Below are 16,334 nucleotides of genomic sequence, written 5' to 3'. Positions count from 1 at the left end.
TCGGCCGTCGTGTATCCGGCGGCGCAGTTCGTCAACCGGACCGAGCCCACCTCCCCCTAGGAGGAGCTGTGGAACGACGTGGTGTCGGGGCTGAGCGACGACGACCGGGCGCAGCTGGCCCGGCTGGTCGATCCGCTGGTGACCGGTGGCACCCGGATGTCGCCGCAGGACCTGCTGCGCATGATCAGGGAGGGATTCTTCGACGAGGTCCCGGTCGACGAGGGGGCGCTGGCCGACCTCGAGGGTGAGCTGCGGCTCGCTCTGGCCGGGCTGCCGGGCGGCGGGAGACGCCGGGGCGGAACGGTGCGGACGCCCCCGCGAACTCCGCCGCGCGGTCACGGGCGGAGTGTCGGTCGACGGGGAGCGGCCGGACGGCGCCCGGGCGGCGGCCGTGGCGGGTCCGGGCCGGCGTGCGGGGACACCGCAGCGGCACTACCTGGAGGCGAACGGGCGCCGGCTCCACGCCACCCGATCCGGCGTCGAAGGCACCATCCGCGAACTCGTCAACGCCCACCAAGCCCGCCGAAGCCGCTACCACGGCCACCGCAAAACCCACGTCAGCGGAACGGGGCGCGCAAGGACGCCCGGCGGTCGGGGAATCCGGCGCGCCGCGAGGCGGAGCGCCTGTACTTGGGGAACGTGACGGGCGAGCGCATGTACGCCGCCCCAGCATCCAGGGCCGCGGTGCAGCCGGGCGGGCTCATCCCCGTGACCGTCCCTGCCCTGCCCTGCCGGACGGCGTGGTGATCCGGGGCGTCACTGTCACGCACCGCAGGTGCGTCGGCGACCGCATGCCCAAGGTCTCAGGTGGCAGGCGCTGGTCCGCAACGGCCAACTGTACAAGGGGAGTTGGGGTGCGGTGTGTGTCAGTCCCGGGCGGTAGCATTCCGGCCGTTCCGAACAACTGTAAGGACTAGGTACACATGCCCGAACCGGCTGCCTTCCCCCTGCCCTTCTCCGCCTCCCTGTACGGCCAGGAGCCCAGAACACTGCGGGAGCTCCAGATGGTGCAGTGCAGTGCCCATATCCGGTCGAAGCCCGAGTGGTACGTCAAGATGCACGACGCCGACGTGGTGGCCAGATGGACCGAGGAGGCCGTCGACCAGGGCCTGACCGAGGCGGAGATACGGTACGTCCTCGCCGAGCTCGCCCACTACGCCGCGCTGAGAGACGCCCGAACCGGTGTCGAGGTGTCCGCCGTCGACGGAGTGTGGCAGTCGGACACCCTGGTCGACGGCGAGCTCACCGCACGGCTGCGCGAGGCGGTGCGGGTCCTGGAAGAGGTCCCCGACGCGGACAAGGACTGGCACCCGGGCTCCCACGGCCAGGTGCTGGACCTGGTCCACCCGTCGCTGTTCTGCCTGGTGCGCGAGGTGAGCGGCGGACCCGAGCGGGCGTGGCACAAACCGAAGACCGGCTACCGTTCGGATTACGAATTCTCCGAACGGTTCCAGTGGCTGCCCACGGACGTCGGGGTCGGCGACGACGGCGACGTCACCTTCCTCTCGTACGTCAACAACGTCCACCCCGAGGACCACCGCGAACTCGCCGCCGTCCTGCCCGGCCTGTTCGCCCGGGTGCGCCCGCTGTTCGAGAACGTCCTCACTGATCTGCGCCATCCCCGGACCCTGCGGATCGAGGCCGACCCGTGGTCCTGGTACGAGGAGTACGAAGGGAGCGAACCGGAAGAGCCCGACGTGCAGGACGAGGAAGCGCACCAGGCCTGGGAGGAGGCCGTGGAAACCTGGTGGGACGACCGCCGGCCCGCCCTCCCGGACGCCCCCGAATACGCCCCGCCCGCCCTGCCCGCCAGCACCGACCGCGTCGACCTGCGCGGCCGCTGCCTCCAGGTCATCGTCAAACTCGCCGCCATCCACCTCACCCCGGACAGCCCCGAGTACGCTGGCGGCTCCTGGCACGTCGAGGGAATGCTCAACGAGCGGATCGTCTCGACCTGTCTCTTCTACTGGGAGAGCGAGAACATCACCGAGAGTCGCCTGAGCTTCCGTACCGCGGTCGACGACCCGGATCACCAGCAGGACGACACCACCGGCATGCGCGAGGTCTACGGCCTGGAGAGAGACGGCCCGCTCAACCAGGTGCTGGGCTCCGCGGCGACCCCGGAGGGCCGCTGCCTGGCCTTCCCGAACGTCCTCCAGCACCGCGTCGCCCCGTTCCGCCTCACCGATCCCACCAGGCCCGGGCACCGCAAGGTCCTCGCCTTCTTCCTCGTCGACCCGTCGCAGACCATCGTCTCCACGTCGGACGTGCCGCCCCAGCAGCCGTGGTCCGCCACCACGACCATGACCTTGGAGGCGGCCAAGGACTACCGCGAACAGCTCATGCAGGAACGCAAGTTCTTCGTCGACGAGAACAACAATCGGCTCTACGAGCGGGAGTTCTCCCTCTGCGAGCACTGAACGACGTCCATCCTGAAGTTGCCGGTCACAATGCGGTGTCGGCCCGTCGGACCGCGATCTGCTCCAGCACCCCGCCCCAGCATCATTGACGGAACAGGTCCCCGGTGATCCATCACGCTGTGAATTGACGGTCGGTCACCGCACTCCTGCCCCGCTGCGTCGCGAGCGGGGCGCGATGCGGTGGATTCCGCGGTGCATACCACTGCTTCTCGACCTAAGGGCTTGCCGATCATCAAGGTGTTGCTTCCCGTCTCATCGCTCGTTGATGTGGTATGCGTATCCCGGACGAGATCCGTACCCAACTCGCGATGAAGTTCGCGGTGTTGTTCCCGCACTGGATGAGCGGCAGCGACGGCTGCTGATGGCCGCAGAGGCCCGTGTCCTGGGACAAGGTGGTGTTCGGGCCGTCGCGGCGGCGGCCTCGGTGGGTGAGACCACGGTCCGCAAGGGCGTGTCCGAGTTGGAGGCACCGGTGAGGAGCCTCTGGGGCGGGTTCGGAGGCCGGGCGGGGGCCGCAAGAGGGTCGCCAGATCTCGATCCGGGGCTGCGGCCGGCCCTGCTGGCGCTGGTCGAGCCGGACGAGCGCGGTGATCCGATGTCGCCGCTGCGGTGGACGGTGAAGTCGACCCGCGCGCTGGCGCGGGAGCTGGTCCGGACCGGGCACAAAGTCGGTGCGGACACCGTCGCGGACCTGCTGCGGGAGGAAGGCTTCAGTCTGCAGGCCAACGCCAAGACCATCGAGGGAAGCCAACGTCCAGACCGCGATGCCCAGTTCCGCTATCTCAACGAGCAGGCACGCGATCACCGGGACGCCGGCCAGCCGGTGATCAGTGTGGACACCGCCGCTGGTGGTCCGGCCAGGGCCGGGCCGCCTACCCGCAGGCGACACGACTGCTCATCACCGCCGACGCGGGCGGCTCGAACGGCTACCGCACCCGGGCCTGGAAGCTCGAACTCGCCCGGCTCGCGGCCGAAACAGGACTGACGATCACCGTGTGCCACCTGCCGCCGGGAACATCGAAGTGGAACAAGATCGAGCACCGGCTTCCTCTTCTCCCACATCACCATGAACTGGCGCGGCCGCCCGCTGACCAGCCACGAAGTCATCGTCCAGTCCATTGCCGCGACCACCACCCGCACCGGACTGCGCGTCATGGCCGAGCTGGACACCAACATCTACCCCACCGGAGTCCAGATCGGCGACGCGGAGATGGCGGCCCTGCCACTGACCCGACACGCCTTCCACGGCGACTGGAACTATGCCCTGCACCCCCAGCCCTGCCCAGCCGTCCCAGCACCCCGGGCTCCGCAGAAGCCCCGGCCCCGGAGTGGGACCATGCGCTACTGTCCGACCCCGTCCTGACCGGCATGTCCCGGCAGCAACTGAGCGATCTCACCGACACTTGGCCGTCGACGGCAACGTCAACCGGGGCCGCCCGCCCCGGCTCGCCTTTCCCGACCAGGTCCTGGCGGCCGTCCTTCACCTGCGGATCGCCCTGGCCGCGGAACCCCTCGCGGTACTGTTCGCAAGCAGCCGGACCGCCATGCACCGCACCCTGCTGAAGATCAGGACACTGCTCAAGACGCACGGCGTCGTCATCCCGCCGGCAGCCACCCCGCCCTCCGCCCTCACAGCCCTCCAAACTCGGGTCCGAGCCCTGAGCTCCATCAGCATGATCAAGACAACGTGTTAATGATCGGCAAGCCCTTAGCGAGCTCGTGCACGGTAAGTGGTGAGACGGCGAGGACCTCAGCGGGGCTTGGTTATCACACCTGCCGTGCCGGAGGCAGGTCCGCGTTCTGCTGGTGGGGCAGCAGACCAGCGACGGCTTGCACGGTGTCGCTGATATGCTCGCGGCGGCCGAGGTGGCGGGTCAGTGCCAGCCAGGTCTTCAGATGCGCGATGCCGTGCTCGACGCGGATACGCCGCGAGGAGTGCGCTTTGCGCTGGCGCTCGTGCATCTCCTCGTACCAGTCCTGGGCGTTCTTCTTGCACTTGCGCAGGTCGAGCAACCCGTCCTCATCGAACACCACACCTCCAGACGTCTTGGGCAGCGATCACGCTCTTTGCCAGTCATGCCGCACGCCTGAATCGGCTCGGGCGGGAGCGCGCGGACAATCCGAGGAGCGCGTGCAGAGCGGCACCGTCCTCGGCCCAGCGTTGTAGCTTTTCCCGGTCGATCCAGTGGACGCCGTGCCGGTCGCCCCACGCCATGGCATCGCGGGTGAGGGATCCGTTGGTGACGACGACAGCGTGATCGGCTTTATGGACCGGCCCGGCCGTCCCCTTCACCGCGTACATCACCGATGAGCCCACTTTCCCGCCGACGCGGGTGTGCTTGGCCTGCACCACGATCCGGCCGCGCTGCGGATGGTCACCGATGACGTCGGCGGCCTGGTCGCCACCGCCACCCACTCTGCGGGCCGGCCAGCCCTCACGGACCGGCAGATCCCGCAGGGCGTACTCGAAACGACGGTCGTCCATGGTGTCGAACTCCGCGAGCGTGATCCGCAGAGTGGCCAGCCGCTCCTTCTCCCGACGCCGCATCGTGGTCGCCTGCCTGATCCGCCACGCCGCGACGGCTCCCGTGAGCAGAGCGAGAGCCAGCAGGGCAGGCCAGGCCGCCTTCAGTGCGCCGACCGCCATGGCCGCCGTCCGCGCCACCAGGACGAGCACGGCCAGGGCGACCACAGCCGCTGCGACCAGCTCCGCGGCACCGCGAGGGCGCCGCAGACGTATCCGTCCCATCAGCGGTCGGCCGTCGCGCCGGCCGCCGGCTTCGGAACCGTCGGCGGTGTCGTGGCGGTGGACTCACTGAACCCGAACACCTGCCCCCACAGCCACACGCCGGCCAGTAAGCCGGCAATCATCCAACCGCTCATGCGCTTGGCGCTCCTGGGCCTCGGATTGCGACGGATGTGTCTGCATACCCGGTGGAACCCGTCCGGCACCCTCGACATGTTTCCCCCTCCCGTCGGTGGGCCGCGGAGCACGGCTCATCCCGACAAAAAGGGTGTAGCAGTGCGCACTGACAGCAACTGATGGGTCATTACGACGCTACGCCCCGGTCGAGTCGCCATCAGGCCAGGAGGGCCCACACCGTCAGGCCGATGCACGGGGCAGCGAGCCTGAGGCAGCTCAGCTGGGCGAATGCCCTTCTCAGCTCCCGAACGGTTCACCATGACCCTTTCCGCCAGTCCTCACACGGCGCGTGACCGTCCGTCCCTCACCTGCGGAAACAGCCCCGGTAACGTTAAGCAGCGCTCTGTCGACGAACGGTGAAAAGCAGCGGAAGCGCACTCACAGCCATAGTGCGCCGGCGCTGCCCCGTTGAACCGTGGTTCTGCGACCGTGACCCAAGGGCGTCACAGGGTCGGGATGCAACCGACCCCGCAGGAACCCCAGTCGGCAGCCCTCCGCCCAGGAGTTCGCCGCCGCTCTGGCACCATGAACCTGCAACGTTGCGACGATCAGGCGAATCCACCGTGAGGGTCTACTCGTACCGTGTGACTCCCCGGGCGGCGAGTGCTTCCAGCACCGGATCGGTGCCGCCGTCCTTCTCTATCTCGTACATCTGGTAGCGCGGTGGCTTGAACCGGTCAAGGGCCGGGATGTCCAGCAGCGGGCTCCAGTCCTTCAGCTCGGTGCAGAAGTCGATGTCGACATCGGTCAGGCCCGGGAGGACCGTCAACGCGCCGATGTCCGTCAGCTTTTCCGAGAAGAGCTGGATCCTCCGCAGGTCGGGGCCCGCCCGCAGGCCGGACAGGTCTGTCCACGGCAGCTCGAAGAGCAGGACGTGCCGGCACTGCTGGGCGGGAAGTGTCCGGATCCGGGGGCAGCGGTACACCTCCAGCGTGCGCAACCGCGGCAGTTGTGCGAGAGCGTCGAGGTCCGTCAGGATCGGCAGGCCCGACAGGCTCAGCTTCCTGGCTCCGCAACCGGCCAGTCCGGACAGGTCGGCCAGGACGGCGCAGCCGCTGATCCGTATGTCCTTCAGGGCGGACAGCGTGCCGAGGGAGCCGACCGTGGTGAAGGAGGGGCAGTCCTCCACGCACAGCTCGCGCAGGGCCTTCAGATGGCCGAGCGGCCCGAGCTCCGACAGGTTCTGGCAGCTGTCGATGCGGAGCTCGGCCAGGCGGGGCAGCTCGCCGAGACCGCCGAGACTGCGCAGCGCGGGGCACCACCTGACCGACAGGGTCTCCAGAGCGGGCAGGGAGCCCAGCGAGGTCAGGTCACGGAGCCCGTCGATCTGCTGCAGGTAGAGCAGGCTCAGCTCGGGCAGCCCGTCGAGCGGGGCGAGGTCGCTCACCGCGGGGCACGCCTCGATGTCCAGGACGGCCAGCGAGGTCAGTGCCTCCAGTCCGGCGAGGGACGTCAGTTGTTCGCAGGAGGTCAGGTGCAGGGACCTCAGGCCGGTCAGGGCGGCGAGGCCGCGCAGGTCCCGCAGGGCGGGGCACTCCTCCACGCGGACGCGGTCCAGGTGGGGGTGGGCGCCGAGACCGTCGAGGCTTTCCAGCCGGCTGCACTTCTCCAGCCGTAGTCCGGTCAGCCGGGGCAGTGCGTCGATGCCTTTGAGGCTGGTCAGTCGTTTGCAGCTGACGAGGTCGAGGGTGTGGATCCCGCTGGCGCCGGTGAGGCCGTCCAGGTCGCGGATGCCGGTCCAGCCGAGGTTCAGCTCGGTGAGTGCCCCGAGGCCGGCGAGCTGGCCCGCGTCCCGGAAGGAGCGGCAGCCCTGGAGGCTGAGCTTCTCCAGCCGGGGGAAGGCCGCGCCGAACCCGGCGGCACTGCGCACCTTGGTCATGCTCACATCCAGGTGGCGCAGGTTCTTCAAAGTCAGCAGCGGCCGGGTGTCCTCGACCGCGCGGCAGCGGTGCAGGGTGAGGCTGGTCAGCGAGGTCAGGCCGCTGAGCGGGGTGAGGTCGTGGACGCCGGCGCAGCCGTTGAGGTCGAGTTCGACCAGGCCGGTCAGCGCGGCCAGGTCGGTGATGTCGGTGATCTCCTTGCAGCGTAAGACGGTGAGGCTGCGCAGCATCGTGAGGTGGCGCAGGCCGCGCAGCGACGTCACCGAGGTCAGGAACAGGCTGGTGACACCCTCGCGGGTCATCGCCGGGGCCAGCAGTGCGGCGCAGAACCCGTCCGGGTCCGCGGCCGACAGCCACAGATGCAGCAGCAGCTCGTGCGGCAGACAGGCCGCCGTGGCCAGTTCGGCGGCCTGCGTGAGTGCCTCCCCCGAGTCGAGGACGGCGATCAACTCGCGCACGCGCGCCTCGGCGTCGAGCGCGCCCCCTGGGGCGGCGGAACCAGAAGTGACCCCGGGAGCGGGGAATTTCGTGGACGACATGGGCCGAGAGTCTAGGCGTGCGCTCCGACATCGGCCGACGCCCACCGCCCGGCCGTCCGGCAGCCGGCGACGCCGCTGGTGCCGGCCCTCCGGCGGTGGTGCACGGCCGGAGGGCCGGGATCCGCCCGAAGCGTGAACACCGGCGTACGCGTGCGGGACATGTCCGATGCCGTGATCCGGGTGCCGGCCGACGGGCGGGACCGTCTCGCGGTCCTTGCGGAGTCCTGCGGGACATCGATCCGCGCATTGCTCACCGGGTGACCAGGCAGGGATGCGAGCGGTGGTGAGTTGCTCAAGCCAGTCCGGCAGTGGGGCGGCGTCCGCGAGGACCAGCTCGCAGTCGGGCAGGGCATCACCATTTCCTTCAATTCCCCTGCCCGCCGGACGGCCGGCCGACGCCGATGCCTGCATCGCCATCGGCCGGCAACTACCCGCACTCCTGGGCGCCGAGCGAGAGGACGCCGACGGGCCCCTCCATCCGGGGCCGCCCAGGCGGGATGTCCGGCTCCGGCCGCCCGCACCACGACACTGAACGCCCTGCGCAACAGGGCAGCCAGGAAAGGAAGACGTCGTCATCGCCGACATGTCCGAACACGCGCAGACAGCACGGGTCCACGACCAGGATCTGGAGCAACTCGCCGGCACGCCCCGAGGCGACGGACCTCACCTGCTGCGCAGTCGGCCTCCTCGGCCCCCGCGACCACGTCGACAAACCCGTCGGGAAACCCCCCTGTTCCGCCGGCCCTCGCTCGCCGAGAGACTCGGCATCGCGCCGTCCACCTGTCCGGAACGCACCAGGCTGCTGCACAGACGCGGCATCATCCAGGGGTACAGAGCCCAGGTCTCCCTGCGCGCACTCAACCATCCGGTACAGGCAATGGTGGCCACTCAGGTCCGGCCGCTGCGCCGGGACGTCGTGGCCGCCTTCGAACAGTCGGCCGCCACCCGGCTACCGGAAGTCGTCTCCGTCTACACGATGACTCGGGCTCAGGCAGCCTCTGAAAAATGCGGAGCCGGCGCAGAGGGCGAGCGCGGCAGCCATAGAACTGCCGTGCTCCTGCCCCGCGTGGCATGAGACCGTCGCCGGCACACCACCCGCCCAGCGCCGACGGCGGATGCCACTGGAACGTCATGGCGACCTGATTCCACCGGGGCCGTGGGGGGGCAGGTGAGCGCCAATGGGCGCGTGATGCGTGGAATCTGGGCCGCTCATCCCGCTTGGGCGCATGCCTGGGTCTCTGCCAGGTAGCGGGCCACCGGGTCCAGGGTCAGCATTCCGCCAGCGGCACCGGCGTGTTCCGTACGGGCATCGCGCAGGGCGGCCGCGGCGTGCGCGGCGATTCCGCGTTCGCCGAGGTGTACGGCGGCGCGGGCGGTCAGGCACCACATGGCCTCCCGCATGTGGTCACACGGTGGTTCGGGCGCCACGGCGAGGGCGGTACGGGCCTCCTCGCCCCGGTCCTGGGCGAGCGGCACGAGGGGCCGCGCCCAGGATCGGTACAGGCCCCGGTCGAGGTGCGGGTCGGTGGGCGCGGGCCGGTCGTGCAGCAGGCGCAGCCCGAGCAGGGCGAGCGGGAACAGGTCCGCGGTGCAGCCCTGGCATTCCGGCCGTCCGGAGGGCGTCCTCGGCAGCGCGGTAGTGCGCCGCGGCCGTGGCGGCGGTCGGTCCGCCGGGTTCGGTGCTGCGGGCGGGTGGCCGTGGCCCGGGCCCTGAACCACCTGGTGAGGACGGGGACGAGGGGCGCTTCGGTGGCGGCGGCGAGCTGGTCGGCCGCATCGGCGTGCGCGGTCGCGGCGTCGAGGTCGCCGGCCGCGCCCGAGCGTACTGATCGGCTGCTGATCGCCGTCGTCCAAGCTGATCCGGTCGTGTCCCCGACCCGAGAGGATGGTCCCTCGTGACGCTCACCATTCCCGGCTTCGATCACATCCGCCTGCCCGGTGCGGACGGTGTGGAGCTGGCTGCCGCTGTGGGTGGCAGCGGCAGCCCGGTCGTGCTGTTGCACGGTTTTCCCCAGACCCACCTGATGTGGCGGCACGTCGCCGAGCGGCTCGCCGACGAGCACACGGTGATCTGTCCCGACCTGCGGGGTTACGGTGCCAGCGACAAGCCGGCGGCCACCGGCCCCGACGTGTACGCCAAGCGCACCATGGCCGCCGACGTCGTGACCCTGGCGGCGGCGCTCGGCCACGAGCGCTTCGCCCTCGTCGGCCACGACCGGGGCGCTCTGGTCGCTTTCCGGGCGGGGTTGGACCACCCGGAGACCGTCACGCACCTGGGCATCCTCGACATTGTGCCGACGCTGGACATGTGGAACGTCCTGCATGGCGTGTCGGCGGCGGTCGGCTACCACCTCTTCCTGATGGCGCAGCCGCCGGGCCTGCCGGAGGCGATGATCGCAGGCAGTGCGGACGCGTTCTTCGGCTCGTTCCTCGACGCCTGGGCCAACGACCCGGCCGCCATGCCCGAGGAGGTGCGTGCCGAATACCTGCGGGCGAGCGCCGCGGCAGTGACGTCGATCGTCGCGGACTACCGGGCCTCGGCGGGCATCGACGTCATACACGACCAGGCGGACCTGGACGCCGGTTCGCAGTTGGCCATGCCCGTGACGGTCGTCCAGCAGGACTGGGGCGCGCAACTGGGCTACGACGCTGCCGGGGTGTGGAAGGCGTGGGCGCCGGACCTGGACCACCGGCTGACCCGAGCGGGACACTTCGTGGCCGAGGAGGCACCCGACGAGATCGCAGCGGCGATCCAGGACCTGCTGGCCCGCTGAGCCCTCTCGTCTCGACCCGTCGGCTGGGCCACGGACGGTCGAGCCACGAACGTACGGCCCCCTGAGGCCGGTGATACGGCCGGCGGATGGTCAGCCCTTCCGCGCGGTGTGTCCACGGGCTGACGGCAGGTGTGCGGGCACTCGGCCGGCGCCGCACACCGATCGGCCTGTGCACAGCAGGGCCGATGCAGGGCTGCCGTGGCGTGGGCACGTCCGTCGGCGAGGCACTGCTGAACGTTTCCGGGGGAGGGGCGCCCCCGCGCTCGCCCTTGATGAGCATCCGCTTGTGCCGACCGGCACGCAGGTCCCGCAGACGGGCCTCCGTCCGAGGATCGGGCACCGGCTCTCCGCCCCTTGCGAGTCCGGGCAGCCGCCGCACTCGCTCTCCGGCACCCGCAGCCCGCCGTCCGCACCGTCCGCCTCACGGCCGACGAGGCAACCGGCAGCAGGGCCATTGTCACCATCCGGCTGGCGCATCCGCCCTCCCTGCGCTTCCCGTGGCCGGCAGGGCGAGGCTCGACCGTGTCGAAGCCCTGCCGGGCACGGCCCCGTCTTCCTGGCGAGTGCCGGGCGCAGGCGTCCGCAGCGGACCGCCGCGGACCAGGAGTCGTCGAACAGCCACGTCCCCCGACCTTAGGAGAAGCCTCCTGTGCCACGACATTCCGATGCCGGCTGCCCGACCGCGCCCGACGCCCGGGAGTTCAACGACCTGCCCGGCCGGCACGGCAGGGGCACGGTGCCCGGCGCGCCCGAGCCGGCCTCCACCGGCCACCTGCCGCACCACGGGACGCGGCGGGTGAGCGGGCCGGGTACCGAGGTCACGGAAGGCGGTGGGACGACTTCGGGAAGGAAGCGGTGCGGCCCGCCGTGCGACGGCCGCCGCCACGGCTTCGCCATGGGCTGTCCGGTGCGGGCGCAAGTGTCTAGGAGTGGGGTCGGGGCGGCTGGGCGAGTCCGGCGACGGCGGCTGCCACCGCGTCCCGGCGCCGCGGCGCGAAGGAGGCGGGGCCGGTCCGCGCCTGCAGCGCCTTCAGCGACCAGGAGGCGGTCTCCCAGCTCATCACCAGCGCGACCGTCATGGCCAGCAGCTCCGTCGCCGGAATGTCGGTGCGGACCCGGCCCGCGGCCTGCGCCGCCTCGATCGCGGCGACGTTGCGCCGGTATTCCGCGACCTCGGCGTCGATGGGTTGCTGGCGTTCCAGTCCTGCCCACAGGTACAGCCGCCGTACGTGGGGCCGCTGCTCCAGCCGGTCGAAGAGTTCGCCGGCGTACTCGGGCAGGCTGCTCGCGTCGATCGAGACCGCCTTCGCCAGCTCGACCATGCTGTCGGCGACGACCATGTCGAACAGCTCTTCCTTGGTCCCGAAGTGCATGTAGATCGACCGTTTGTTGGCTTTGGCCTTTTCAGCGATGCGGTCGACCCGGGCACCGGCCAGGCCGTACCCGGCGAACTCCTCGACCGCCGCCTTCTTCAGTCGCCGCTTGGTCTCCGTTGCATCAGGTGGCATGCCTCCATCGTACATAACCATCCGGGTATTTACGAAGCGGCCGTCGTGAGGTATGAATGTATCCGGTTAGTTACCCACCGAGGAGTACCCATGACTCGCACCTGGTTCATCACCGGCACGTCCTCCGGCTTCGGCCGCCACCTCACCGAACAGCTGCTCGCACGGGGGGAGCGGGTCGCCGCCACCGCGCGGCGGCCGGAGACCCTCGACGGTCTGGCGGCCCGCCACGGAGACCGGCTCTGGCGCGCCGGCCTGGACGTCACCGACACCACCGCGCTGCGCGAGGTCGTGGACCGCGCGTTCGCCGAGCTCGGCCGGATCGACGTCGTGGTGTCCAATGCCGGTTACGGCCTCTTCGGAGCGGCCGAGGAACTCTCCGACGAGCAGATCGACCGGCAGATCGCGACCAACCTCACGGCCTCGATCCAGCTGGCCCGCGCCACCGTCCCGCACCTGCGCGGCCAGGGCGGCGGACGTTACATCCAGATCGCGAGCATCGGCGGTCAAGTCGCCTTTCCCGCCATGAGCCTGTACCACGCCACCAAGTGGGGCATCGAGGGTTTCTGGGAGTCGGCCGCCGCCGAGCTCGCCCCCTTCGGCATCGGCGTCACGGTGGTCGAGCCCGGGGTCTCCCGCACCAACTTCGGCGGCACCGGCGCGGTCTTCGGCGCACCACTGCCCGTATACGCCGACGGACCCTCGGGGCAGCTGCGCGCCAGCCTGTCCGGCGACCTGCCCCCGCTGCCCGCGCCCGGCGACCCCGTGAAGATCGCGCGGGCCATCATCGCCTCCGCCGACCAGCCCGAGGCCCCGTTCCGCCTGACGCTGGGCTCCGACGCCTACGCCATGGCGACCGCCGCCCTGCGCGACCGCCTCCAGGCCCTGGAAGCCGGGCGGGACCTCGCCCACTCCACCGACGCCGACGACACCATCCCTGCCATCAACCCCACCCGCCCCGTCGGCAACTGACCCACCCCGGCCCCACGACAACCCACCCACCACCGGCCTCGCCGGCAACTGAGAGGACCAGTTCCCATGTTCGACTTCACCGGCAGGACCGTTCTGGTCACCGGAGCCACCGGCGCACTCGGCACCGCACTGTCCACCCACTTCGCCCAGGCCGGCGCCAACACCGTCGTCACCGCCCTGGCCGGCGCCGATCAGCTGGCCACCGCTCTCGGCGGCTCCGCCCTCGGCGTCCGGCTCGACGTCACGAACGAATCCGACTGGTCGGAAGCGATCGAGCGGACCGAGGCCCGCTTCGGATCACTGGACATCCTGATCAACAACGCCGCCTACCTGAGCGTCGGCACCACGGAAAGCATCCCGCTCGACGAGTTCCGGCGCGTGCTGGACACCAACCTCACCGGCGCCCTGCTCGGCCTCCGCGCTGCGGCCCCTTCGATGCGCAGAGCCGGTGGCGGCGCGATCGTCAACGTCAACTCCATCGCCGGACTCTCGGCCGCCCCCGGTCTCGTCGCCTACAGCAGCAGCAAGTGGGCGCTGCGCGGCCTCCTGCGCGCGGCCGCCAAGGAACTGGCCCGCGACAACATCCGCGTCAACGCCGTCCACCCCGGCATCATCGAGACGCCCCTCGCCTACGGCCCCGACGGCACCGAACTCGTCCCCGTCGACGACCTGGCCGTACCCCGCCGGGCCGCCCCGGAGGAGATCGCCGACTTCATCCTGTTCGCCGCCTCCGACCAGGCACGTTTCGCGACCGGCAGCAAGAGTCTCCTGGAGCTGGCGGACGGCGTCCTCCGCCTCCGTGTATTCCTCAGGACTCGGCAGGACAGTGCCCAATGCCGCCAGGGCCGCCTCCTCGTCCGGCCACACCTCCTGGAACCGACGTGCCGTCAGCCCTGTCACGTTCGCCGCGGCTCCCTGGTCCGGGACCGGGACGGCGTAGCACCCGGGACGGTTCACCGGGGGCCGCAGCGTCAGGCCCTCGACCGTCATCCCCCCGTGCAGGGGGATCTGGTCGCTCAGGACCTCGGCGACGTCCAGGGCACGGTCACGCACCGGATTCCCGGCACCCATGTGGTCCTTGGCCTGTCGTCGCTGCGCTGGACGACGAAGTCGACCCGGAGTCTCGCGTCCGAGCTCGACCGCCCGAATTCCGCCATGTCCCAGGACCCTGGCCTCGGCCCCCATCAGCATCAGCCGCCGCTGCCGCTCATCCAGATGCGGAAACAACACCTGGAACTTCACGGTGAGTTGGTGACAGATCGACTTGGAGATGCGCATACCACACCAACGAGCCGAATCGCGGGAAGCAACAGGTTGATTCTCTGCGAGCCCGCAGAGCAGACGCTGGACGCGCTCAAGGACCGCCAGCTGCGACGGCCGAGCCGAACACGCCGCGGCAGCCCGGCAGGCGATCGATGACGCCGCCTGGAAACTGTTCTTCACCATTACGGTCGCCAACATCGTCACCGCAGCCCGGGGCGCACCCGCCGATCTCCCACGACGGTGGCCGTGGGCATCGTACGTGCCCTGGTCCGGTTCACCCACCGTCGGTATAGACGGGAAAACCTGGTGGTCTTCCGTGCCGATGTCGTTCAGCGACCCGCAAGGAACCGCTAGCCCATGCCTAAAGTCACCGACGGTGCTATCAGCACAGCCCATACGGCGGGTGCTGATAGCCGTGTTAGCGCGGTGCGCACCTGTACCTCCGAACTCCCCAGGAGAACGCGATGAGCGTCACTGACTCGTCCCCTGGCTTTGAACGCGACGTACGCTCCGTGCCCGTACCGGTCCAGACGCCCGGCAGTGTGGGATACCGGGTGCAGTCCGTGCCGAACGCCGCCGCGCGGATCATCCCGACGGGTGGACGGGGCATCGCGTGGGATCGGCTGCGGCTATGGCGTACATTCGGTGATCGGTACCGCGAGGCGATGACTGGCGCGGCACAGGCATTGACCCGGTCTCTGGGCCCTCCGGGTAACGTCCGTCACAACCATGTCGAGGCGCTCGCCGACCTGGCGGCCGTCCACCTTTACCTGACGGAAGAGTGGGAGAAACTCGACGAGGCGTTGTCGGAGGGAACGGTGGGCGGGCACCTGTCCCTCGCCCGGTGTCTCGCCTCGGGGCTGCGTCGGCTGGCCTCCTACCGAGGTCCGGCGATCGTACGCACCAACGCGGTCGGACCGTTGACCGAGTGGTACCGCGAGAACCAGTTCGTGACGGAGCAGAGTTTCTGGACGGCCTCGGCATCGTCAGCCACGCTACGGGCGGGGGGACCCGCCTTCGTCGTGTGGTCGCTGACCGCACGACGAACTGCGGCGGTAACCCCGCACGCCCCGGAGCAGGTGATCTTTCTGCCCGGTACGCGATTCAAAGTGCTGCGAGTGATTGACGGACGACAGTCCCTCGTGCTGATGCGGGAATTATTCCCGCAGGAGGCGGCCGGGCACCCATCCCACCCTGCTGGCGGGGAGGGATCCACATGGCTGGATGAGAGCACATTGGCTGAGCTTGAGAGCATGACACACACCGACTCACGTGCGGCGGATCCGCTCATGCCAGTCGCCTCAATTGTCTCCGGTCCGCGGCAACGGCCCCCCGGGCTGATCGTCACGCCACGGACCGGCAGGCACCCCGCTCACTGAGCGACTCTGACGTTGATGTTGCTTGGAAGGCGTTCTCGTAGGCGATGGGGCTGCGGTGTCCGAGGCGGGAGTGACGGCGCCGGACGTTGTAGCGGTGCAGCCATCGGAACGCGTGGAGGCGGGCCTCGCGCTCGCTGGCGGCTTTGGAGGGTCTCGCGTTCGCACGTCGCGTTGAAGCCAGGCGTGGCGGGCGTCGATGCACGACCAGGCCGCTGGCGGATCGTCTGCGAAGCGGACCGGGTCTGGAGGCCGACAGCCTCGGCTGCGCCGGCGAGTGCGTCGCGTTCGAGGGCGGCGTGTCCGCCGCGTTTCTGATCGAGCAGGGTGAGCCGGGCCAGACCCTCCCGCAGGCGGATCACTTCGGAGGTGCCCACGATGGTGGGGCGGGTGTCGACGGCCGGCAGGGCGGTGGCGGCGAGCGCGGACGTGGCCTGCGGTGCAGAAGCGGCGGCGGAGCATGGCTGAGGGGTCCTCGTAGGACGGTGCGGGCATGCCGGGGGATAGAAGCCAAGGCATAGGGGGGTGCATCCGAATACTGCCGTGAGGGCGTCTCGCTGGCGCTGGTGCGGCCAGGCGGTTTTTCCGGTCACCCGGTCGCGGACCGTGCGGTCACCGACCGTCCCCCTGTGACCGGCCGCCTTCAGCTCATCGTTCACCCGGTCGGCCAGCGCACCCTGCC

The 16,334-nt window shown here is 70.1% G+C and carries 10 protein-coding genes and 4 pseudogenes; 6 read left to right on the top strand and 8 right to left on the bottom strand.

Going from position 1 to position 16,334, the window contains the following annotated elements; translation table 11 throughout:
* Positions 1–56: 56 nt before the first annotated feature.
* Positions 57–182: a hypothetical protein gene (locus ACZ3KJ_RS18365; protein WP_467528122.1), complete on the bottom strand. Its 126-nt coding sequence runs from the start codon at positions 180–182 to the stop codon at positions 57–59.
* Positions 183–923: 741 nt separating this feature from the next.
* Here ACZ3KJ_RS18365 and ACZ3KJ_RS18360 point away from each other — a divergent pair.
* Together ACZ3KJ_RS18360 and ACZ3KJ_RS18355 are read left to right on the top strand one after the other, a co-directional pair.
* A complete protein-coding gene (locus ACZ3KJ_RS18360) occupies positions 924–2,420 on the top strand; it encodes a DUF4246 domain-containing protein (protein WP_467528121.1) in 1,497 nt (498 codons plus the stop codon).
* Between the two features lie 272 nt (positions 2,421–2,692).
* Positions 2,693–4,114, top strand: a pseudogene (locus ACZ3KJ_RS18355) (ISAzo13 family transposase).
* A gap of 73 nt (positions 4,115–4,187) precedes the next feature.
* On the opposite strand, the gene ACZ3KJ_RS18350 reads toward ACZ3KJ_RS18355, so the two are convergent.
* The 5 genes and pseudogenes from ACZ3KJ_RS18350 to ACZ3KJ_RS18330 form a co-directional block, all read right to left on the bottom strand.
* A complete protein-coding gene (locus ACZ3KJ_RS18350; RefSeq protein WP_467528120.1) occupies positions 4,188–4,451 on the bottom strand; it encodes a transposase in 264 nt (87 codons plus the stop codon).
* Positions 4,452–4,494: 43 nt separating this feature from the next.
* On the bottom strand, positions 4,495–5,169 hold the full coding sequence (locus ACZ3KJ_RS18345; RefSeq protein ID WP_467528118.1) for a restriction endonuclease: 675 nt from the start codon (positions 5,167–5,169) through the stop codon (positions 4,495–4,497).
* The gene (locus ACZ3KJ_RS18340; RefSeq protein ID WP_467528116.1) at positions 5,169–5,303 is read right to left on the bottom strand and encodes a hypothetical protein; all 135 of its coding nucleotides are present in this window, start codon (positions 5,301–5,303) and stop codon (positions 5,169–5,171) included. The genes ACZ3KJ_RS18345 and ACZ3KJ_RS18340 overlap by 1 nt, the downstream gene beginning before the upstream one ends.
* A gap of 611 nt (positions 5,304–5,914) precedes the next feature.
* Positions 5,915–7,762 carry a leucine-rich repeat domain-containing protein gene (locus tag ACZ3KJ_RS18335; RefSeq protein ID WP_467528114.1) on the bottom strand — a complete coding sequence of 616 codons (1,848 nt, stop codon included), beginning with the start codon at positions 7,760–7,762 and terminating at the stop codon, positions 5,915–5,917.
* Between the two features lie 1,209 nt (positions 7,763–8,971).
* Positions 8,972–9,582, bottom strand: a pseudogene (locus ACZ3KJ_RS18330) (SARP family transcriptional regulator); the annotation flags it as partial.
* Between the two features lie 75 nt (positions 9,583–9,657).
* Between ACZ3KJ_RS18330 and ACZ3KJ_RS18325 the strand changes: the two are divergent.
* A complete protein-coding gene (locus ACZ3KJ_RS18325) occupies positions 9,658–10,536 on the top strand; it encodes an alpha/beta fold hydrolase (RefSeq protein WP_467528113.1) in 879 nt (292 codons plus the stop codon).
* Positions 10,537–11,459: 923 nt separating this feature from the next.
* Here ACZ3KJ_RS18325 and ACZ3KJ_RS18320 read toward each other — a convergent pair.
* Complete coding sequence (locus ACZ3KJ_RS18320) at positions 11,460–12,044, bottom strand: TetR/AcrR family transcriptional regulator (RefSeq protein WP_467528111.1); 585 nt, start codon at positions 12,042–12,044, stop codon at positions 11,460–11,462.
* 90 nt (positions 12,045–12,134) lie between these two features.
* Between ACZ3KJ_RS18320 and ACZ3KJ_RS18315 the strand changes: the two genes are divergently transcribed.
* Together ACZ3KJ_RS18315 and ACZ3KJ_RS18310 are read left to right on the top strand one after the other, a co-directional pair.
* Entirely contained in the window at positions 12,135–13,013 is an 879-nt protein-coding gene (locus ACZ3KJ_RS18315; RefSeq protein WP_467528109.1) for an SDR family oxidoreductase, read from the top strand.
* Positions 13,014–13,079: 66 nt separating this feature from the next.
* A pseudogene (locus tag ACZ3KJ_RS18310) lies at positions 13,080–13,763 on the top strand (SDR family NAD(P)-dependent oxidoreductase); the annotation flags it as partial.
* A 333-nt stretch (positions 13,764–14,096) separates the two neighbouring features.
* Here ACZ3KJ_RS18310 and ACZ3KJ_RS18305 read toward each other — a convergent pair.
* Positions 14,097–14,291 (bottom strand): annotated as a pseudogene (locus ACZ3KJ_RS18305) (ISAzo13 family transposase); the annotation flags it as partial.
* 449 nt (positions 14,292–14,740) lie between these two features.
* Here ACZ3KJ_RS18305 and ACZ3KJ_RS18300 point away from each other — a divergent pair.
* Positions 14,741–15,655, top strand: coding sequence for a hypothetical protein (locus ACZ3KJ_RS18300; protein WP_467528108.1), 915 nt, complete (start codon positions 14,741–14,743; stop codon positions 15,653–15,655).
* The last annotated feature ends 679 nt before the right edge of the window (positions 15,656–16,334 follow it).

Source organism: Streptomyces sp. NPDC003248 (assembly GCF_055563235.1).
Note: the sequence above shows the minus strand (reverse complement) of the source record. Positions and strands in the feature narration are given on the sequence as shown.